Annotated in this window: 17 protein-coding genes and 1 tRNA gene; 16 read left to right on the top strand and 2 right to left on the bottom strand. The window is 65.0% G+C overall.

The window, feature by feature from the left end:
* The 6 genes from B1400_RS05065 to B1400_RS05040 form a co-directional block, all read left to right on the top strand.
* Positions 1-1,536 (top strand): chloride channel protein (locus B1400_RS05065; protein WP_407641067.1); only part of this gene is annotated, 1,536 nt, incomplete at its 5' end.
* 103 nt (positions 1,537-1,639) lie between these two features.
* Positions 1,640-3,415 carry an oxalyl-CoA decarboxylase gene (oxc, locus tag B1400_RS05060; protein WP_095613352.1) on the top strand — a complete coding sequence of 592 codons (1,776 nt, stop codon included), beginning with the start codon at positions 1,640-1,642 and terminating at the stop codon, positions 3,413-3,415.
* A gap of 153 nt (positions 3,416-3,568) precedes the next feature.
* Positions 3,569-4,702, top strand: a complete 1,134-nt coding sequence (locus tag B1400_RS05055; RefSeq protein ID WP_095613351.1) for an AEC family transporter — start codon at positions 3,569-3,571, stop codon at positions 4,700-4,702.
* Positions 4,703-4,861: 159 nt separating this feature from the next.
* Positions 4,862-6,280, top strand: a complete 1,419-nt coding sequence (locus tag B1400_RS05050) for an extracellular solute-binding protein (protein WP_095613350.1) — start codon at positions 4,862-4,864, stop codon at positions 6,278-6,280.
* Positions 6,277-7,224 (top strand): carbohydrate ABC transporter permease, encoded by a 948-nt coding sequence (locus B1400_RS05045; protein ID WP_095613349.1) that lies wholly within the window; start codon positions 6,277-6,279, stop codon positions 7,222-7,224. The genes B1400_RS05050 and B1400_RS05045 overlap by 4 nt, the downstream gene beginning before the upstream one ends.
* On the top strand, positions 7,221-8,057 hold the full coding sequence (locus B1400_RS05040; RefSeq protein WP_095613348.1) for a carbohydrate ABC transporter permease: 837 nt from the start codon (positions 7,221-7,223) through the stop codon (positions 8,055-8,057). Before B1400_RS05045 ends, B1400_RS05040 begins: the two co-directional genes overlap by 4 nt.
* 125 nt (positions 8,058-8,182) lie before the next feature.
* Here B1400_RS05040 and frc read toward each other — a convergent pair whose 3' ends face one another.
* The gene (frc, locus tag B1400_RS05035) at positions 8,183-9,517 is read right to left on the bottom strand and encodes a formyl-CoA transferase (protein WP_095613347.1); all 1,335 of its coding nucleotides are present in this window, start codon (positions 9,515-9,517) and stop codon (positions 8,183-8,185) included.
* A gap of 182 nt (positions 9,518-9,699) precedes the next feature.
* Positions 9,700-9,776, bottom strand: a tRNA-Met gene (locus B1400_RS05030).
* A 125-nt stretch (positions 9,777-9,901) separates the two neighbouring features.
* On the opposite strand from B1400_RS05030, the gene B1400_RS05025 reads away from it, so the two are divergent.
* The 10 genes from B1400_RS05025 to nucS all read left to right on the top strand — a co-directional run bounded on the left by B1400_RS05025 (position 9,902) and on the right by nucS (position 19,298).
* Positions 9,902-10,942: a homoserine O-succinyltransferase gene (locus B1400_RS05025; RefSeq protein WP_095613346.1), complete on the top strand. Its 1,041-nt coding sequence runs from the start codon at positions 9,902-9,904 to the stop codon at positions 10,940-10,942.
* Between the two features lie 504 nt (positions 10,943-11,446).
* Entirely contained in the window at positions 11,447-12,259 is an 813-nt protein-coding gene (gene atpB, locus B1400_RS05020; RefSeq protein ID WP_095613345.1) for a F0F1 ATP synthase subunit A, read from the top strand.
* Positions 12,260-12,310: 51 nt separating this feature from the next.
* Positions 12,311-12,541, top strand: a complete 231-nt coding sequence (atpE, locus tag B1400_RS05015) for an ATP synthase F0 subunit C (RefSeq protein ID WP_004219171.1) — start codon at positions 12,311-12,313, stop codon at positions 12,539-12,541.
* Between the two features lie 59 nt (positions 12,542-12,600).
* Positions 12,601-13,131 (top strand): F0F1 ATP synthase subunit B, encoded by a 531-nt coding sequence (locus B1400_RS05010; RefSeq protein WP_095613344.1) that lies wholly within the window; start codon positions 12,601-12,603, stop codon positions 13,129-13,131.
* A 28-nt stretch (positions 13,132-13,159) separates the two neighbouring features.
* A complete protein-coding gene (locus tag B1400_RS05005) occupies positions 13,160-13,993 on the top strand; it encodes a F0F1 ATP synthase subunit delta (RefSeq protein ID WP_095613343.1) in 834 nt (277 codons plus the stop codon).
* Positions 13,994-14,075: 82 nt separating this feature from the next.
* Positions 14,076-15,737, top strand: coding sequence for a F0F1 ATP synthase subunit alpha (gene atpA, locus B1400_RS05000; RefSeq protein ID WP_095613342.1), 1,662 nt, complete (start codon positions 14,076-14,078; stop codon positions 15,735-15,737).
* A 3-nt stretch (positions 15,738-15,740) separates the two neighbouring features.
* A complete protein-coding gene (locus tag B1400_RS04995; protein WP_026645449.1) occupies positions 15,741-16,652 on the top strand; it encodes a F0F1 ATP synthase subunit gamma in 912 nt (303 codons plus the stop codon).
* Positions 16,653-16,661: 9 nt separating this feature from the next.
* Positions 16,662-18,149 (top strand): F0F1 ATP synthase subunit beta, encoded by a 1,488-nt coding sequence (gene atpD / locus B1400_RS04990; protein WP_095613341.1) that lies wholly within the window; start codon positions 16,662-16,664, stop codon positions 18,147-18,149.
* A 2-nt stretch (positions 18,150-18,151) separates the two neighbouring features.
* Positions 18,152-18,451, top strand: a complete 300-nt coding sequence (locus B1400_RS04985) for a F0F1 ATP synthase subunit epsilon (protein WP_095613354.1) — start codon at positions 18,152-18,154, stop codon at positions 18,449-18,451.
* Between the two features lie 142 nt (positions 18,452-18,593).
* Positions 18,594-19,298 carry an endonuclease NucS gene (gene nucS / locus B1400_RS04980; RefSeq protein ID WP_095613340.1) on the top strand — a complete coding sequence of 235 codons (705 nt, stop codon included), beginning with the start codon at positions 18,594-18,596 and terminating at the stop codon, positions 19,296-19,298.
* Positions 19,299-19,388: the final 90 nt, after the last annotated feature.

The raw sequence follows: 19,388 nt of genomic DNA, 5'->3' as shown, positions 1-19,388 counted from the left end.
ACAGGACACCCGCAGCGCAGGACGGACGACGACGCGCAGCCGGCGCCCATGTCGAAGTGGGTCCTGCGGTTCAACGTCGGACAGGCGGCCCGGCATCTGCTCTATGCGCTCGTGTGCGGCGTGTTGTGCGGATTCGGGTCGATCACGCTGTGCATCGTCGTCGACGGCGCGCGGCATGTCTTCGAACGGCTGCCGTGGCTCATCTGGCTGCTGCCGGTCATCGGCGTCGTGCAGCTGCTGCTGTACCGCTGGTGGAAGCTGCCGCTCGACCTGACGACCGACGCCGTCATCGAGCGGATGCGCAGGGGCCATGGAATCAGCGGACTGCTCGCGCCTGGCATCCTCATCGCGAACGCGATGACGATCCTCGCCGGCGGCACCGTCGGCAAGGAGGCCGGCGCGATGCAGATGGGCGCGAGCCTCGGCACGACGATCGCGCGGCCCTTCGGGCTGCACAACGTCGTGCGCCGCCCGAACCACGACGACACGCAGGACATGCATCTGTACGTCGCGGCGACCGGCATGGCCGCGACGTTCTCCGCGCTGTTCTTCGCGCCGCTCGGCTCGTGCATGCTCGTCCTCGAGCTCATGCGCTTCGCCGGGCTGCGCTACGTGTGTTCGATGCTCGTCGCGTGCTTTGCCGGATTCGTCGTCGCGCGCCACTTCGGCATCGGCGACGTCATCACGAAGGTCGACGTGCCGCAGCTGAGCTGGCATGGCGTCGGCATGTGCGTCGTCATCGGCGTGGCGGCGGCGCTGTTCGGCAGCCTGTTCGCGATCGCGATCCGCCTCGTGCAGGGCGTCACGAAGCGCATCCGGCGCAACTGCTATCTGTGGGTCGTCGTCGGCGGCCTGCTCGTCGCCGTGCTCGTGACGGCGTGCGGGTGGACGCGTTTCACCGGATCGGGCGGCACGCTGCTCAACGACGTGCTCCGCACGCCGAACGTCTCCTTCGACTTCCTCATCAAGATGCTGCTGACGATCCTGTGTCTGGGATTCTGGTTCAAGGGCGGCGAGATCATGCCGTCGCTGTGCATCGGCGGCATGATCGGCTCGGCGTCGTTCGCGATGACCGGCGGCAACGCGCTGTTCGGCGCGGCGGTCGGCTCCGTCTGCTTCCTCGCCGCGTTCAACCGCTGCCCCGTCTCCGCGTTCCTGCTCGGCTGCGAGATCTTCGGATGGGCGGGCGCCCCGTTCCTCGCGATCGGCGTGTGCGTCGCGTTCATGTTCGGCTATCCGGTCGGCATCTACGGCTCGGGCATCGACCTGCTTGCCCGCTCCGGTTGGAAGGAGTTCTTCCACGGCATGCGCCAAAGCGCGTTGCGCGACGAGCACGAGAAGGACGCGGGATTCATCGACTTCGCGGTCGCTGCGGGATCGCAGATCCAACAGGTCGCGTCGACGGCGCAGCAGGCGGCGCGCAGGGAGGGGGAGCAGTGGCGTCATGAGGTCAGGGCGTGGCGCGGCGAAGACCGCCCGAAGCGGGGATCCCACGATACGGCAACGGGCGGCGAAGGACGCGCAAATAGCGATTAGCGAATAAATACGCTGAGCGCAAGCCCTCTCAGCATGTGAGACATGCGACTTTAGAATCGGTGGTAACCATATTCCGATAACCATATTCCGATTGGAGGAAGGCATGACGGATTCCGCAACTCAGACCGCTGCCGAACCGACGCAGAACCTGACGGACTCGCCTCACTACCTCGCCGAGGCGCTGATGAAGAACGGCATCAAGAACATGTACGGCGTCGTCGGCATCCCGGTCACCGATTTCGCGCGCATCGCGCAGGGCATGGGCATGCGCTTCATCGGCATGCGCCACGAGGAGGACGCGGTGAACGCGGCCGCCGCGGAAGGATTCCTGACCGGCCGTCCGGCCGTCGCGCTGACCGTCTCGGCGCCGGGCTTCCTCAACGGCCTCGCCGCGCTGCTCGAGGCCACCGAGAACGGCTACCCGGTCATCATGATCGGCGGCTCCTCGACGCGTCACGTCGTGGACATGCACGAGGGCGAATACGAAGGCCTCGACCAGATGAACTACGCGAAGGCGTTCTGCAAGGAATCGTTCCGCATCGACAAGATCGAGGACATCCCGCTCGCCGTCGCGCGCGCGATGCACATCGCATGCTCGGGCCGTCCGGGCGCCGTCTACATCGACTTCCCGGACGATGCGGTCGCCCAGACGATGGACAAGGACGATGCCGCGGCCAAGCTGTGGGTCGCGAACAACCCGGCTCCGGCGATGCCGCCGGCGCAGTCGTCGATCGACGACGCGCTCAAGCTGCTGAGCGAGGCGAAGAACCCGCTGATGATCGTCGGCAAGGGCGCCGCGCTCGCGCAGGCCGAGGACGAGATCCGCGCGTTCGTCGACAAGACCGACATCCCGTTCCAGCCGATGTCGATGGCCAAGGGCCTCATCCCGGACGACGATCCGCACTGCACGGCAAGCTGCCGCGGCCTCGCGCTGCGCACGGCCGACGTCGTGCTCGTCGTCGGCGCGCGCCTCAACTGGATGCTCAACTTCGGTCAGGGCAAGGAATGGAACCCGGACGTCAAGTTCATCCAGATCGACATCGATCCAGCCGAGATGGAGAACGCGCGTTCGATCGCCTGCCCGATCGTCGGCGACATCAAGTCCGCGATGACGATGCTCAACGCGGGCCTCGACAAGACCCCGTTCAAGGCCACCTCCGCATGGCTCGGCATGCTGCAGGCCGACGCGCAGAAGAACGACGAGAAGTTCGCCGCGCGCGTCAACTCCGGCAAGGTGCCGATGGGCCACTATGACGCGCTCGGCGCGATCAAGAAGGTCTACGACAAGAACAAGGACCTCATCCTGACGAACGAGGGCGCGAACACGCTCGACGACTGCCGCAACATCATCGACATCTACCAGCCGCGCCATCGTCTCGACTGCGGCACATGGGGCGTCATGGGCTGCGCGGTCGGCTACTCGATCGGCGCCGCCGTCGCCACCGGCAAGCCGGTCCTGTACATCGGCGGCGACTCCGGCTTCGGCTTCGACGGCATGGAGGTCGAGGTCGCCTGCCGCTACCATCTGCCGATCACCTTCGTCGTGCTCAACAACGGCGGCATCTACCGCGGCGACTTCGAGAACCTCGGCGACGACGGCGATCCGTCGCCGCTGACGCTCACCTACGACGCGCACTACGAGAAGATGATCGAGGCGTTCGGCGGCACCGGCTACTACGCCACGACGCCGGACGAGGTCGAGCAGATGGTCGGCGAGGCCGTCGCCTCCGGCAAGCCGAGCTTCGTCCATGTGCAGCTCGCCGACTACGCGGGCAAGGAATCGGGCCACATCAGCAACCTGAATCCGAAGCCGGTCGTCGGACCGCTCGCGACCTCCGAAGTGACGGCGAACCCGTACATCGAAGGCGCCCGCATGTGACGATGACGTCACCGCCGGCCGGGTCCGCCGGCTGCCGAGCCCATGAGGGAGGACGGCAGCCGGCGGAGCCGTCCGGCGCCAGTCGTCCCCACCAGTCATGGCCGGTGCACGCCGCGCGACGCATCGGCATACCAAGAGAAGAAAGCATCCATCATGGGAAAAATACTCATCGATGACATCGTCCCGATCATCGTCATCATGGCGTTGGGCTATGTCTGCGGCAAATTCAGCTACTTCGACGATGATCAGCGCCAGGGCCTCAACAAGCTCGTGCTGAACATCGCGCTGCCGGCCGCCTTGTTCATCTCGATCGTCAAGGCGACGCGCGAAATGCTCGCGCAGGACGTCGTCCTGACCGTGCTCGGCTTCGTGGGCATCATCGTGATGTTCATGCTCAGCTACTATCTGTGCCGTCTGATGTTCCATCGCAGCATCCAGGAGGCGGCCGTCTGCGCGTTGATCGCCGGCTCGCCGACGATCGGCTTCCTCGGATTCGCCGTGCTCGATCCGATCTACGGCGACACCGTCTCGACGAACCTCGTCATCGCGATCATCTCGATCGTCGTCAACGCCGTCACGATCCCGATCGGCATGTATCTGATCAACGTCGGCCAGGCGAAGGACCGTGCGCGCCTGTCGGCAGCGACCGTCGCCAACTCGAAGGGCGACGTCAAGGTCGCCTCCGCGTCCGCGAAGACGCCGGCCATCGTCGCCACGAAGGACGACGAGGCCGTCGATCCGGCGAAGGACGCGACGAAGGACCGCAACGCCGAGGTCATGGTCTCGAAGTCCTCGAACAAGGGCAAGAAGAAGAACCAGAACCTCGAGGCGCTCATCAACGCGCTCAAGCAGCCGGTCTGCTGGGCCCCGCTGCTCGCCATCGTCATCGTGCTCGTCGGCATCCGCATCCCGGATGCGGCCGCGCCGACCTTCGACCTCATCGCGAAGGCCAACTCCGGCGTCGCGGTGCTCGCCGCCGGCCTCGCGCTGTCCACCGTGAAGTTCTCGCTCGGCTGGGAGACGATCTGGAACACGTTCTACCGCCTCATCCTGACCCCTGCCGCGTTCCTCGGCGTGGGCCTGCTGTGCGGCATGGGCTCCAATGTGAACAAGCTCTCGATGCTCGTGCTCGCCGTCGCGCTGCCGCCGGCGTTCTCCGGCATCATCATCTCGAGCCGCTACAACATCTACGTCAAGGAAGGCGCCTCGACGACCGCGGTCTCCACCGTCGTCTTCGCCGTCACCTGCCTGCTGTGGATCTGGCTCGTGCCGCTGTGCTGCCACTGATCCGCTGATCGGCTCCGCAGCATATCCACGAAGGACCCCGGCCATGTTCCGATGGCCGGGGTCCTTCGCGTGTCCGCCCACTGCCGCGCGGCCGTTGTAGACGGATGCATGTATATCCATCATGTAGCCCATGTGTGGAGGGCGGCAGGGGGGAAAGACGTGAACCTTCGGCGGATAGGGGCGGCGTTCGCCTCCGTCGTGTTGCTGATGAGCCCATTGGGCGGATGCGCGGACGGGGACGATGGCGTGACCGATACGCGCGCGGACAAGGGCCTGCCGGTCATCGGCGATGCGGTGCGCTACGACCCGAACCATCTGGCCAACGGCGGCCGTCCGATCACCTTGCAGTACTGGAGCTGGCATGGCGCCGACGAGGATCCGGTGATCGCCATGATCGACGACTACCGACGCATCCACCCGAACGTGACGATCGAGCCGGTGACGGTCGGATGGTACGACTACTGGACGAAACTGCCGATCGCGCTGCGCGGCGGCAGCGGCCCGGCATTGTTCGCCATCCAGAACGCCTACGACGCGTCCATCCGGCCGAACGCCGCCGACTACGCGATCGACGTGCGCGACCTAGAACGGGACTACACGACCGCCGACGTGCATGTGCAGGACGGCGCGGTCAAGTACATCGATTCGGTCATCGACACCGGCAACATCTACTACAACAAGCGGATCTGGCGCGAGGCGGGCCTCACCGAGACGGACATCCCGAAGACCTGGGACGAGTTCCGCCGCGTGGCGCAGCGCCTCACCGTCTACGAGGACGGATCGTCCGGCGAGGACGGCGCGAGGATGGCGCAGGCCGGATTCGTCATCAACGCCATCTCCTACGCGCTGTTCTACGGCGCGCTCAACTACCAGCAGGGCGAACTGCTGTTCAAGGACGACGGCGTGACGCCGAACTACGACAATCCGGTGACCGCCGGGAACATGCGCTTCGTCAAGGACCTCTACGACCGCTACCATGTGGGCTCGCTCGCATTGAGCGAGAACTGCGTGCGCACCTTCGGCCTGGGCAAGGCCGCGATGACCTACGGATGGGGATGGTACGAGGACTCGTTCACGCGCTACTATCCGGATCTTGACTACGGCATCTTCCCGACGCCGGTGCCGTCCGCCGACGAGACGCCCTTCGCCTACGACCGCTACAACGGGCAGGCCACGCCCGGCATCAACACGCATGCGTCCACCGAGCAGCAGGCCGTCGCGCAGGACTTCGTCCGCTACCTGCTGGCCGATGACGACTACATCCGCAAATGCGTCGACGCCAACAACGCGTTTCCGGCCAAACGCTCATTGGCCGACGACCCGCAGATCCTCGCCAAGCCGGTCATGAAGGCGATCGCGCCGCGCGTGGAGCGGCTGATCTGGCCCGGGCCGATGCCCGACGCGATGGATTCCGACGCCCGCAAGGCCTTCGAGAACGTGTTCTACAACGACATGCCGATCGCGCAGGCGCTCGAGCGGACGCAGCGCACGATGGTCTCGGACCTGCGGTCCTCCGGCTTCCGCAGCGCCGAGAGCCGCTACCGTTTCTATGCCGAGAGGCGGGAGCACCAGCAATGACACGATCCGATGCCAGCCGTCCGACGCCGGCCCGCAGCGGGACGCAGTCCCATGACGTGGCGTCAGGCCTCGGCGCACGTGCGCGCCGCCTGTTCACGTTCCGCCGCTGCGCCCTCACGCTGCTCGCCGCGTACTGCGCCGTGTTCTTCGTCTATCCGATCGGGCGCGCCTTCGTCGGCGCGCTGCAGCATTGGAACCCGGCCACCGGCGAGGCGTACTGGATCGGCCTGGCGAATTTCCGGCGCATCTTCGCCGATCCGCTGTTCTGGTCCTCCTGCGGCCGTACGCTCGTCTACGCATTGGGCGCCACGGGGCTGCGCCTGATCATCGGACTCGCGCTCGCGCTGCTGTTGAGCTCGAAGCTCATCCATGGCCGCAATGCGCTGCGGTCGCTGTTCTTCCTGCCGTCGCTCACGCCGATCGTGGCCGTGGCCCTCATGTGGGGATGGATGTTCGATCCCGGCTTCGGACTCGTCGACCGGCTGTTCGGCCTGACGACCGGCTGGCTGCACGATCCCGTCCTGGCCGGCCCGACCTTCATCGGGCTCACAGTATGGAAGGACTTCGGCTACGCGATGCTGCTCTATCTGGCGGCGCTGCTCAACGTGCCCCGCGACCTCGTCGACGCCGCCCACGTCGACGGCGCCGGCGCGCTGCAGACCTTCCGCTACGTCACGCTGCCGGCGATTCGGCCGATGACCTGGTACCTCGCCGTCGTCTCGCTCATCGGCTACCTGCAGATGTACGTGCCGATCATCGTGCTGACCTCGGGCGGCCCCGGCGACGCGACGACGACGGTCGGCTATCTCATCTACCGGCAGGCCTACAAGTTGTTCGATTTCGGCACGGCCAGCGCGATGGGCGTCGTCATGCTCGCAGTGTGCGCGGCGATCGCCGCCGTCCTGCTGCGCCTGACGAAACGAGGGGAGGGGGAGCGCCGATGACCTCCCGACTGCGACGCTCAAGACGTCATATCTTGTCCGCGTTCGCGACGCTCGTCGCGTTCGCGCTCGCCATAGTGACGATCATCCCGTTCCTGTGGATGTTCGATTCGTCCTTCGCGCCGACGAGCGTGATCCTCGGCGACGCCGACTCGTTGTTCCCGCGTCCGACGACGCGCGACAACTACGCCAACATACAGAGCCAATTCGACTTCGGCAGGTTGTTCGTCAATTCATTCGTCGTCTCCTCGATCCGCACCGTGCTCATCGTCTACATCAGCGCGCTGTTCGGCTTCGTCTTCGCGAAGTTTCGCTTCCGCGGCCGCGATGCGGTCTTCGTGCTGCTGATCGCCACGATGATGGTGCCGTGGCCGGTACTCATGCTGCCGCTGAGCGACATGATGATCCGCTTCCAGTGGGTCGACACCTATGTCGCGCTCATCGTGCCCGAACTGGTGAGCGCCGCCGGCATCTTCCTGTTCCGTCAGGCGATGCGCGCCGTGCCGGACCAGCTGCTCGACTCGGCGCGCATCGACGGCGCCGGCGACGCGCGCATCTTCCACAGCATCATGCTGCCGATGTGCCGCAATACGGTGTGCGCGTTGGCGATCCTCACGTTCCTCGCCAGTTGGGACGCCTACCTGTGGCCGTATCTGATGATCACGAACCCGCGCAAGCAGATGCTCGCCGTGGGCCTCCAGCAGTTCAGCAACCAGCATGGCACCGACTATGGCGGCATGTTCGCCGCGACGAGCCTGGCCGTCCTGCCGATGGTCGTCATCTACGCGCTGTTCCAACGGCGCTTCATCGAGGGCATGTACGATTCGGTCAATTGATCCGGGACGCGAACGGCGAGCCGGATCGTCGGCAAAGGGGAAGGCCGCGGCATCATATCGATGCCGCGGCCTTCCCCTTGGGCTTCGCCGTATGGCCGCCGCCGGCGGTCATACGGACGGGAACATCAGGCCTGCGCCGGCGCGGCGGTCAGGTCGGCCTTGACGCCGTCGTTGGAGCCGATGACGCCCTTGGCGGCGAGGTCCTTGATCTGGTCCTCGGTGTAGCCGAGGGCGGTGAGGATCTCCTCGTTGTTCTCGCCGAGCTTCGGTGCGCGCTGGTAGTCAGGCGCGTAGTTGCTCATCGTGAACGGCAGGCCGATCGTCTTGAACTTGCCGCGGGCGTCGCCCTGATCGATCGTGATCAATGTGCCGTCCTCGTTGAGGTCGGGGTCGTTCTCGAGCTCGTTCCAGTCGAGCACCGGGCCGACCGGAACGCCCTTGGCGCCCAGTTCCTTCGTCAGCGTGTACTTGTCGTACTGCATCGTGTATTCCTCGACGCGCTTGTACACCTCCTGCTTGTGCTCGTCGCGGGCGTTCGCGGTGTTGAAGCGCGGATCGGTGAGCCAGTCCTGGAAGCCCATCGCGTTGCAGAACTCCTCAAAGCCCTTCTCGGACTGCTGGATGACGATGTACACGTAGGCGTTCGGATCGGTCTCCCAGCCCTTCGCGCGGTAGCACCAGCCGAGCACGAGGCCGCCCTCGGCGTTGGCCGCGCGCGGGATCGCCTTGCCGAACTTGTAGCCCGGATAGCAGTCGTAGTAGGACAGCTGATGCAGGTGGTCGAGGATGAGCTGATCGCGCAGTTTGATGCGGCACAGGTTGAGCACGGCGTTCTGCATCGACTGGTAGACGAAGACGCCTTCGCCGGTGCGCTCGCGCTGCAGCAGCGCTGTGAGGATCGCGATCGTCAGATGCATGCCGGTGTTCGAGTCGCCGAGCGCGGCGCCGGACTGGGTCGGGACGTTCTCGTCGCCCTCCCACCAGCCGGTCGTCGAGGCGGCGCCGCCGGCGCACTGCGCGACCGGCTCGAAAGCCTTGACGTGCTCGAAGCGGCTGCCCTGATTGAAGCCCTTCAAGGAGGCCATGATGCACTTCGGGTTGATCTTGTGGACCTCGTCCCAGCCGAAGCCGAGTTTCTCCACATCGCCCGGGCCGATGTTCTCGACGAAGACGTCGGCGTCCTTGAGCAGATCGGTGAGGATCTTCTTACCTTCCGGATCCTTCATGTCGAGGGTGATCGACTTCTTGTTGGCGTTGAGCTGCAGGAAGTACAACGAATAGGAGCCGTCGACGTCGTTCATCTCGCTACGGGTCGGGTCGCCGCCGTGGACCTTCTCCAGCTTGATGACCTCGGCGCCGAGCCACGCAAGGATCTGCGTGCAGGACGGGCCCGACTGCACCTGCGTCCAATCGATGACCTTGATGCCTGCGAGCGGCGCGGTATTGGTTGCCTCTGCCATATGGCCTCCTTGTTGTTATGTAGCCAATAGTGCATTCAATATACGCATCCGCGATTGTGCTTTTCCATTGATTCAGCTACTGGACGCAAGCATTCCGCCAGAGGGCGATTTTGCCATGAAGCCCGGCGCGGCGGTGCCGGCGCAACGCAGAAGGCCGGAGATCCGTAGATCTCCGGCCTTGGTGGTAGCGGGGCATGGATTTGAACCATGGACCTCTGGGTTATGAGCCCAGCGAGCTACCGAGCTGCTCCACCCCGCGTCGGCTGTTTTGCACAGCTCTCACTAATATACACGTCTGTATCCGAATGTCAATCATCGGCGTGTCGTAAGGGATGCGCGGCATGGACCGGCGTTTGTTATGCCGTGCGCACATAATAGGAAACCATGCCTATCAAAATTCCCGGAGGTCTTCCGGCGCGTGACATCCTCGACTCCGAGCGCATCTTCGCGCTCGAGAAGCCCGAGGCGGAGCGGCAGCGCGTGCGTCCGCTCAAGATGGTCATCCTCAACCTGATGCCGAAGAAGATCGAGACCGAGACGCAGCTGCTGCGGCTGATCTCGAAATCGCCGCTGCAGGTGGACATCGACTTCATGAAGACGGGCACGCACGAGTCGACGCATGTGAGCGCCGACCATCTCGTCAAGTTCTACGAGCCGCCGGAGTCCTTCGCCGACAACTACTACGACGGCCTCATCGTCACCGGCGCCCCGGTCGAGCACCTGCCCTTCGAGCAGGTCGATTACTGGGACGAGTTCAGGCGCATCCTCGACTGGGCGGCGAGCCATGTGTTCTCGACGATGTACCTGTGCTGGGGCGCGATGGGCGCGCTCAACCACCGCTACGGCGTGCGCAAGATCGACCTCCCCGAGAAGATCTTCGGCGTCTTCCCGCAGTATCTGCAGGACGAATACTGCTTCCTGACGAACGGCTTCGACGAGATTGCGCTGCAGCCGCATTCGCGCGTCGCCGCCGTCAGCGAGCAGGACGTGGCCGCGAACCCGGATCTGCAGGTCCTGACCTGGGGGCCGGCCTCCGGCCCCGGCCTCATCGCGACGCGCGACTTCTCCGAGGTGTTCGCGCTCGGCCACTGGGAGTACGGCAAATACACGCTCGCCGAGGAGTACCGCCGCGACATGGACCGCGGCCTCGACAACGTGCCGTTCCCGACCAACTACTTCCCGAACGACGACCCGACGATCGAGCCGCTGTTCTCGTGGCGCGCGCATGCGAACCTGCTGTGGCGCAACTGGCTCAACTGGGTCTACCAGATGACGCCGTACGACCTGACCGAGGTGCCGCAGCTGCGCGCGCAGCGCCGCCCCGGCACCGACCACGTCGTGCGCCACGCGCCGAGCTCGCCGCGCGAGGACGGCTTCCGGCCGTTCCTCGACGACGGCTACGGCCTCATCGTCCCGCGCGGCTGAGCCGTCGCGGCCCGGCGCGCGCAGCCGGATTCCGTGGCATGCGGCGCCGTCGTGATGCGCGATGCGGATCATGTGTGATGTGCGATACAGATCGGGCCCCCGCGTGTCGCCGCGCCGGCGGCCGGGGGGACTCCGACCGCGTAAACCCTATGAAATGGCGGCGTTTCGACGCGAAGGGGCCGTGACGGCGCGCGGATCGTCGATGTCCACTATCAGGCCAATAATCGCCGTCAGTGGAAAGAAAGGTCCGAATACGCTTCACGGCGCCGAGGCGGTCACCACCCCGGCACATGGGCACCGGCGCATGAGGAAGACGAGGAGAGACAACGCCGCAGAGCGCGCGCGATAGCGCATGACGCGCATGTTCGCACGCTGCTGAACCCGACGTCGGCACATCGGCGCAACGCCGCCGGTGGGGTAATCTCGCCGTCACATGCACGGTACGTAGTGGACATCAGTCGGATTACACTGTCATCAGACAATTCGTAACATCAGGAGGCATGAATGGTTGATGCATTCGCCGCAGGCGCCGTCACGCTCGCAGAGTCGTCGATGCATATGCCGAGCATCGACGACTTCCTTCCTCCGGAGATCCTGTTCCAGGGCACTCCGTTCGCGATCAACCGCATCATCCTCGTGCGCATCCTCGCCACGATCATCCTGATGCTCGTGCTGGGCATCACGGCGGCGCGCGCGAAGCTCGTGCCCGGACGTTGGCAGAGCGCCGTCGAATGGATCGTCAACTTCACGAAGACGGACATCGTCTACCAGGTCATGGGCGAGGCGCGCGGCAAGCGCTACGTGCCGATGATCACGACCGTGTTCCTCACGCTGCTCGTCTTCAACCTGTGCGGTGAGGTCCCCGGCATGAACATCGCGGCGAGCGCGACGATCACGTTGCCGCTCGTGTTCGCGATGTGGTGCTTCTTCCAGTACTGGATCGCCGGCATCCGCGAGAAGGGTCTCGGCCACTTCCTGCGCGACGAGCTGTTCCCGAAGGGCGTCCCGTGGCCGATCTACATCCTGCTTTCGCCGATCCAGCTGCTCGAGCTGCTCGTCATCCGTCCGTTCTCGCTGACGATCCGACTCTTCGCGAACATGGTCTCCGGCCATCTCATCCTCGCGCTGTGCCTGTCGGCGACGCAGTACTTCCTCATCGACGTCGTGAACAAGGTGATGATGCCCTTCGGCGTCGTGACCTTCGCCGCCGGCATGTTCATGTACCTGTTCGAGGTGTTGGTGAGCTGCCTGCAGGCCTACATCTTCGCGATCCTGACGACCGCGTACATCAATATGAGCTATCCGGAGATCGACTGACCGCCGGCATGATTTTGTTGCATCAAGCAATGAACCAGAAAGGAAACAACCATGGATATCGTTACCCTCGCTGAGGTTGCGGGCAACCTGAACGTCGTCGGCTACGGTCTTGCCGCCATCGGACCCGGCATCGGTCTGGGCATCCTGATTGGCAAGACGATCGAGAGCACCGCGCGCCAGCCCGAGCTGGGTGGCCGTCTGCAGACGCTGATGTTCCTGGGTCTGGCGTTTGTCGAGGTCCTCGCGCTGCTCGGCTTCGTCGCGGCGTTCATCTTCCAGTGATCCGAGTCGAGTAGCAACCCGAATCATCACTCGAGGACATGAAAGGAGGAGAACGAATCATGGACATGGCGGAAAACGACGGCATCCAGCTGTTCCTTCCCGAGACCTATGACATCGTCTGGTCGCTGATCATCCTGATCATCGTGGCCGCGTTCTTCTACAAGTTCTTCCTGCCGAAGTTCCAGTCCGTATTCGATGAGCGCGCCGCCAAGATCGAGGGTGGCCTCGCCAAGGCGGAACAGGCCCAGAAAGACGCCGAGGAAGCCAAGAAGAAGTATCAGGCGCAGCTGAGCACCGCGCGCGTCGAGGCGTCGAAGATCCGCGACGACGCGCGCGCCGAGGCGTCGCACATCATCGCCGACGCGCGTTCGCGCGCCGAGACCGAAGCCGCGCAGATCACCGCCAACGCCGAACGCTCGCTCGAATCGCAGCAGCAGAAGGCGATGGTCAGCCTCAAGGGCGAAGTCGGCACGATCGCCACGTCGCTCGCCGGCAAGATTCTGCAGACGCAGCTTCAGGATCCGACGGTCCAGTCGGACATGCTCGACAAGATGATCGCCGATCTGGAACAGTCCGAAGACAACAAGTAGCACGTATCTGCAAGGAGGGAGGTGACAGGTGCAAGGAGAAGCATCACGAGTGGCCGACCGCGAATCGCGTGACTCGTTCGCCAAGCGGCTCAGCGCGTCGGGCGACGACGCGTGGGAGATCGGCAACGAACTGTTCACGATCACGTTCGTGCTCGACAAGAACCCGCGGCTGCAGCGCGCGCTGACCGATCCGGGCCGTCCGACCGAGGACAAGGTCCGCCTGCTCAACGAGCTGTTCGGCGGCAAGGTCCTGGACATGACGATGGCGATCCTCGTCGATCTCGTCGGCCGCAGCTGGAGCCGCGCCCATGACATCGACAACGCCGTGGAGGACTTCGCGGTGGACGCCATGATGTATCAGGCGGACAAGGACGGCAAGACGCTGCAGGTGTCGATCGAACTCGCGCAGCTGCAGTCGGCCCTGCTCAACCTGCCCGTCGTGCGCGCGGACCTTTCCGACGCCGACGGGCCGCTCGAGGCGCGCTACGACCTGCTGCACGCCCTCATCGACGGCGCCCACTTCGACCGCATCACCGTGCGTCTCGCCGAGCACAGCACGCGCAATCCGCGCAACCGCCGCTATCTCGAGACGATCCAGTGGCTCATCAACAAGTTCTCCCGCCATATGGGGGAGTCGATGGTCACGGTGACGGCGGCGACCGAGCTGAGCGACGCGCAGATCGACCGCCTCGTGAAGATCTACACGAAGAAGGTCGGCCGTCCGGTGCACATCCACCTCGTCGTGGACAGGAACGTCATCGGCGGCATGCGCGTGCAGGTCGGCCACGAGGTGACCGACAACACCGTCGTCGCACAGCTGCAGGCGCTCAGGCGCAGGGTGAAGGCGGGCACCGCCAAGTGACGCGGGACGGCTCATGCCGCAGCGTCCCACGGGTCCAGGAAGAGGACCCACACGAATGTATACACAACAATAAGGAGTGATCATGGCAGAACTGACCATTGATCCCGCCACGATACGCAAGGCGCTCGATGATTTCGTCGAGGCGTACACGCCGTCGGAGACGCCGACCCAGGAGGTCGGCCACGTCGCGACGGCCGGCGACGGCATTGCGCATGTGACGGGACTGCCTGGTTGCATGGCCAACGAGCTGCTGACCTTCGAGGACGGCACCCTTGGTCTGGCGTTCAACCTTGACGCCCGCGAGATCGGCGTGGTTATCCTCGGCGACTTCGTCGGCATCGAGGAGGGCCAGGAGGTCCGCCGCACCGGCGAGGTGCTTTCCGTACCGGTCGGCGATGGATTCCTCGGCCGCGTCGTGGACCCGCTGGGCAACCCGATCGACGGCCTGGGCGAGATCAAGAGCGAAGGACGCCGCATTCTCGAGGCGCAGGCCCCCGACGTCATGCACCGCCACCCGGTCGACGAGCCGATGTCCACCGGTCTCAAGGCGATCGACGCGATGACGCCGATCGGCCGCGGCCAGCGCCAGCTCATCATCGGCGACCGCCAGACCGGCAAGACGGCCATCGCGATCGATACGATCATCAACCAGAAGGCGAACTGGGAGTCCGGCGACCCGAAGAAGCAGGTGCGCTGCATCTATGTGGCCATCGGCCAGAAGGGTTCGACGATCGCCTCCGTCAGGCAGAGCCTCGAAGAGGCCGGCGCGATGGAGTACACGACGATCGTCGCGTCCCCGGCGTCGGATTCCGCGGGCTTCAAGTACATCGCGCCGTACACCGGCTCGGCCATCGGCCAGCACTGGATGTACAACGGCAAGGACGTCCTCATTGTCTTCGACGACCTGTCGAAGCAGGCCGAGGCGTACCGCTCGATCTCGCTGCTGCTGCGCCGCCCGCCGGGGCGCGAGGCGTATCCGGGCGACGTCTTCTACCTCCACTCCCGCCTGCTCGAACGCTGCGCACGCGTCTCCGACGACCTGGGCGGCGGCTCGATGACCGGTCTGCCGATCGTCGAGACGAAGGCGAACGACGTCTCCGCGTACATCCCGACGAACGTGATCTCGATCACCGACGGACAGATCTTCCTGCAGTCCGACCTCTTCAACGCCGGCCAGCGTCCCGCCGTGGACGTCGGCATCTCCGTCTCCCGCGTTGGCGGCGCGGCGCAGACGAAGGCGCTCAAGAAGGTCTCCGGCACGCTGAAGATCTCGCTGGCGCGCTACCGCTCGCTCGAGTCCTTCGCGATGTTCGCGTCCGATCTGGACGCCGCGTCGAAGGCCCAGCTCAACCGCGGCGCACGCCTGACCGAGCTGCTCAAGCAGCCGCAGTTCTCCCCGTTCTCGATGGAGCAGGAGGTCGTCTCCGTGTGGGCCGGCACCCATGGCAAGCTCGACGACCTCGAGGTCGTCGACGTGCTGCCTTTCGAGAAGGGCCTGCTCGAGTACCTCGACCGCAACACCGACATCCTCAAGACGATCCGCGACACCGGCGACTTCAGCGATCAGACCGAAGAGGCGCTGGACAAGGCCGTGGACGCCTTCCGTGAGACCTATGTGACGAAGGCCGGCAAGCCGCTCATCGACAAGAAGCCGACGCCGAAGGGCGTCACGCCGGTCGATCAGGAGCAGATCAAGGCCCAGGGCCGCAAGGCCAAGGACGCCGAAGCGCAGGAAAAGAAGTAACCTATGGGATCGCAACTCGCATTAAAGGGCAGGATCGCCTCCACGGGTTCGTTGGAGAAGATCTTCAACGCCCAGGAGATGATCGCGGCTTCGCATATCGCGCAGGCCCGTGAGGTGGCGCTCAACGCGAAGCCGTACACCGATGCGATTTTCGATGCCGTCCAGACACTGGTATCCCACTCCCATATCTCACATCCGATCGTCAAGAAGGAGGGCGACAACCCCCGCGTTGCCGTCCTCGCCTTGACGGCGGACCGTGGCATGGCCGGAGCGTACACTTCATCGATCATCCGCGAAACCGAGGATCTGCTGGCGCGTCTCGACGAGGCCGGCAAGGAACCGGAACTGTTCGTCTATGGTCGCCGCGGTGTTTCGTACTACAAGTACCGCAACCGCCCGCTCGCACAGACCTGGGAAGGCGATACCGAGAGGCCTGGCGTCGAAGTCGCCGACGCGATCTCCCGCGCGCTGCTGGACGCGTATATGCTTCCCGCCGACCAGGGCGGCGTATCCGAGCTGTACATCGTCTACACCGAGTTCATCAACATGGTCGTGCAGAAGGTGCGCGTGCTGCGCATGCTGCCGGTCGAGATCATCGAGGACAAGGACGCGCAGCGCCCCGATCCGACGGCGACGACGGCAATGCCGCTGTACGCCTTCGAACCGAGCCTCGACGAGGTGCTCGACGCCGTGCTGCCGAAGTACGTGCGCTCGCGCATCCACGAGTGCCTGCTCGAGGCGGCCGCCTCCGAGGTGGCGTGCCGGCAGAACGCGATGCACACGGCCACGGAGAACGCGCGCGAACTGATTAACGACCTGACCCGCAAGCTCAACGCATCGCGCCAGGCATCGATCACCCAGGAACTTACCGAAATCATCGGCAGCGCCGATGCATTGAACAAGAAGGAAGAGTAGGAACGCGAAATGGCTGAGAAACAGACCACTGCGGCCGCCGACACCGTCGCGGAGCCAATCGTCGGTCATGTGACGCGTATTCAGGGATCGGTCATCGACGTTGAGTTCCCTGTCGGTCACATGCCGGACATCTACAACGCGCTGAAGGTCGAAATCAAGCAGATGGGCCAGCAGGAGGAGGGCGAGGTCAAGGACGTCGTCATCACCCTCGAGGTCGAGCAGCATCTGGGCGATTCGACGGCGCGCTGCGTGGCGCTCAAGTCGACCGACGGCCTCGTGCGCGGCGCCGAGGTGCGTGACACCGGCGGCCCGATCGAGGTGCCGGTCGGCGATGTGACGAAGGGCCATGTCTTCGACGTCGCCGGCAACATCCTCAACAAGAAGCCGGGCGAGAAGATCGTCATCAAGGAGCGTTGGCCGATCCACCGCAACCCGCCGGCCTTCGACCAGCTCGAATCGAAGACGCAGATGTTCGAGACGGGCATCAAGGTCATCGATCTGCTCACCCCGTACGTGCAGGGCGGTAAGATCGGCCTGTTCGGCGGCGCGGGCGTCGGCAAGACAGTCCTCATCCAGGAGATGATCCAGCGCGTGGCGCAGAACCACGGCGGCGTCTCCGTGTTCGCCGGCGTCGGCGAACGCACCCGTGAGGGCAACGACCTGATCGGCGAGATGGACGAGGCCGGCGTGCTCGAGAAGACCGCGCTCGTCTTCGGCCAGATGGACGAGCAGCCGGGCACGCGTCTGCGCGTCCCGCTGACGGCGCTGACGATGGCGGAGTATTTCCGCGACGTCGAGAACCAGGACGTGCTGCTGTTCATCGACAACATCTTCCGCTTCACGCAGGCGGGCTCCGAGGTCTCGACGCTGCTCGGCCGCATGCCGTCCGCGGTCGGTTACCAGCCGAACCTTGCCGACGAGATGGGCTCCCTCCAGGAGCGCATCACGTCGACGCGCGGCCATTCGATCACGTCGCTGCAGGCGATCTACGTCCCCGCCGACGACTACACCGACCCGGCGCCGGCGACGACCTTCGCCCACCTCGACGCGACGACCGAGCTCTCGCGCGACATCGCGTCGAAGGGCATCTACCCGGCCGTCGACCCGCTGTCCTCGACCTCCCGCATCCTCGACCCGCGCTACGTCGGCCAGGCTCACTACGACTGCGCGAACCGCGTCAAGGCGATTCTGCAGCGCAACAAGGAGCTGCAGGACATCATCGCCCTCATCGGCATCGACGAACTCGGCGAAGAGGACAAGATGATCGTCAACCGCGCGCGCAAGATCGAGCAGTTCCTCGGCCAGAACTTCTACGTCGCCGAGAAGTTCACCGGCGTCCCGGGCTCCTATGTGCCCGCGGAGGAGACGATCGAGGCGTTCACGCGCATCTGCGACGGCGTCTACGACAACGTCCCGGAGCAGGCGTTCTCGGGCATCGGCGGCATCGACGACCTCGAGAAGAAGTGGCACAAGATGCAGAAGGAATACGGTGAGTGATCATGGCCGGCGCGACGATGGACGTGAATATCGTCTCCGCTGACCATCCGGTCTGGAGCGGCGTGGCGAAGTCGGTGCTCGTGCCCGCATATGCGGGCGGCATGGGCATCCTGCCCGGGCACGAGCCGGTGCTCTCCGTCATCCAGGAGGGTCCGCTCGTCGTCACCGAACCGGACGGCGCGAAGCATTCCTTCGAGGTGACCGACGGATTCATCTCCTTCGACTCGAACAAGTTGACCGTCGTCGTCGAGCACGGCCGCACGATGGCGAACCAGCCGATCGACGAGACCGGCATCCAGTGACCGCCGGCGACCTTCACGTCGACAAGGCCCCGGATCCCAATCGGGATCCGGGGCCTTCCCTATGCGCCCGTATGCGCGCCGTCCGCCGGTTATCCCGCCGTGGCGTTGTGCCGGGGCGCGGCGCGCGGTATCGTGGTGCCCCATGCGAATCATTGTTGCCGACTGCAGCGCGGAATACACCGGACGACTTCAGGCGACGCTGCCGCTCGCGCGTCGCGTCCTGCTGATCAAGGCGGACGACAGCCTGCTCATCTTCTCCGAACTCGGCTCATACAAGCCGCTCAACTGGATGGCGGCGCCGTGCACGATCAAGGACATCACGCCGAAGGACGCCGATGACGACGCCGCGACGCCGGCGCCGCAGAAGGTCATCCGCGCGTGCGCGACGAAGTCGAACGACGTCCTCGAGGTCACGCTGCAGCACATCTACTCCGACGAGACCTACGACCTCGGCGAGGATCCGGGATTGAAGAAGGACGGCGTCGAGGACCATCTGCAGCGTTATCTCGCCGAGCAGATCGAACGCATCGGCGAAGGCGCCAAGCTCGTGCGGCGCGAGTATCCGACGGCGATCGGCCCGGTCGACATCATGGCCATCGACGCCGACGGCACGCATGTGGCGATCGAGATCAAACGGCACGGCGGCATCGACGGCGTCGAACAGCTCACGCGGTATTGCGAGCTGCTCAACCGCGATCCGCTCATCGCGCCGGTGCGTGGCATCTTCGCGGCGCAGACGATCGCCCCGCAGGCGCGCACGCTCGCCACCGACCGCGGGTTCGAATGCCTGATCCTCGACTACGACGACATGCGCGGCGCCGACGACGACTCGCTGCGGTTGTTCTAGCGGCGCGCCGCGCGGACCGTGCACCCGCGCCCATGACGGAAAAACGGCGGTGGCCNCCCCCCCCCCCCNGGGGGGGGGGGCCCCCCCCCC

The sequence above is a fragment of the Bifidobacterium italicum genome (assembly GCF_002286915.1).
In the GTDB taxonomy this organism is placed as follows: domain Bacteria; phylum Actinomycetota; class Actinomycetes; order Actinomycetales; family Bifidobacteriaceae; genus Bifidobacterium; species Bifidobacterium italicum.
This window is presented reverse-complemented; position numbering and strand designations above follow the sequence as displayed.

What these genes read in the sequence shown, in the direction of transcription:
- atpA (WP_095613342.1), top strand. Translation starts at nt 14,076, where the DNA reads ATGGCAGAACTGACCATTGATCCCGCCACGATACGCAAGGCGCTCGAT.
- B1400_RS04995 (WP_026645449.1), top strand. Translation starts at nt 15,741, where the DNA reads ATGGGATCGCAACTCGCATTAAAGGGCAGGATCGCCTCCACGGGTTCG.
- B1400_RS05040 (WP_095613348.1), top strand. Translation starts at nt 7,221, where the DNA reads ATGACCTCCCGACTGCGACGCTCAAGACGTCATATCTTGTCCGCGTTC.
- B1400_RS05025 (WP_095613346.1), top strand. Translation starts at nt 9,902, where the DNA reads ATGCCTATCAAAATTCCCGGAGGTCTTCCGGCGCGTGACATCCTCGAC.
- B1400_RS05045 (WP_095613349.1), top strand. Translation starts at nt 6,277, where the DNA reads ATGACACGATCCGATGCCAGCCGTCCGACGCCGGCCCGCAGCGGGACG.
- B1400_RS04985 (WP_095613354.1), top strand. Translation starts at nt 18,152, where the DNA reads ATGGCCGGCGCGACGATGGACGTGAATATCGTCTCCGCTGACCATCCG.
- frc (WP_095613347.1), bottom strand. Translation starts at nt 9,517, where the DNA reads ATGGCAGAGGCAACCAATACCGCGCCGCTCGCAGGCATCAAGGTCATC.
- atpD (WP_095613341.1), top strand. Translation starts at nt 16,662, where the DNA reads ATGGCTGAGAAACAGACCACTGCGGCCGCCGACACCGTCGCGGAGCCA.
- B1400_RS05010 (WP_095613344.1), top strand. Translation starts at nt 12,601, where the DNA reads ATGGACATGGCGGAAAACGACGGCATCCAGCTGTTCCTTCCCGAGACC.
- nucS (WP_095613340.1), top strand. Translation starts at nt 18,594, where the DNA reads ATGCGAATCATTGTTGCCGACTGCAGCGCGGAATACACCGGACGACTT.
- atpE (WP_004219171.1), top strand. Translation starts at nt 12,311, where the DNA reads ATGGATATCGTTACCCTCGCTGAGGTTGCGGGCAACCTGAACGTCGTC.
- atpB (WP_095613345.1), top strand. Translation starts at nt 11,447, where the DNA reads ATGGTTGATGCATTCGCCGCAGGCGCCGTCACGCTCGCAGAGTCGTCG.
- oxc (WP_095613352.1), top strand. Translation starts at nt 1,640, where the DNA reads ATGACGGATTCCGCAACTCAGACCGCTGCCGAACCGACGCAGAACCTG.
- B1400_RS05055 (WP_095613351.1), top strand. Translation starts at nt 3,569, where the DNA reads ATGGGAAAAATACTCATCGATGACATCGTCCCGATCATCGTCATCATG.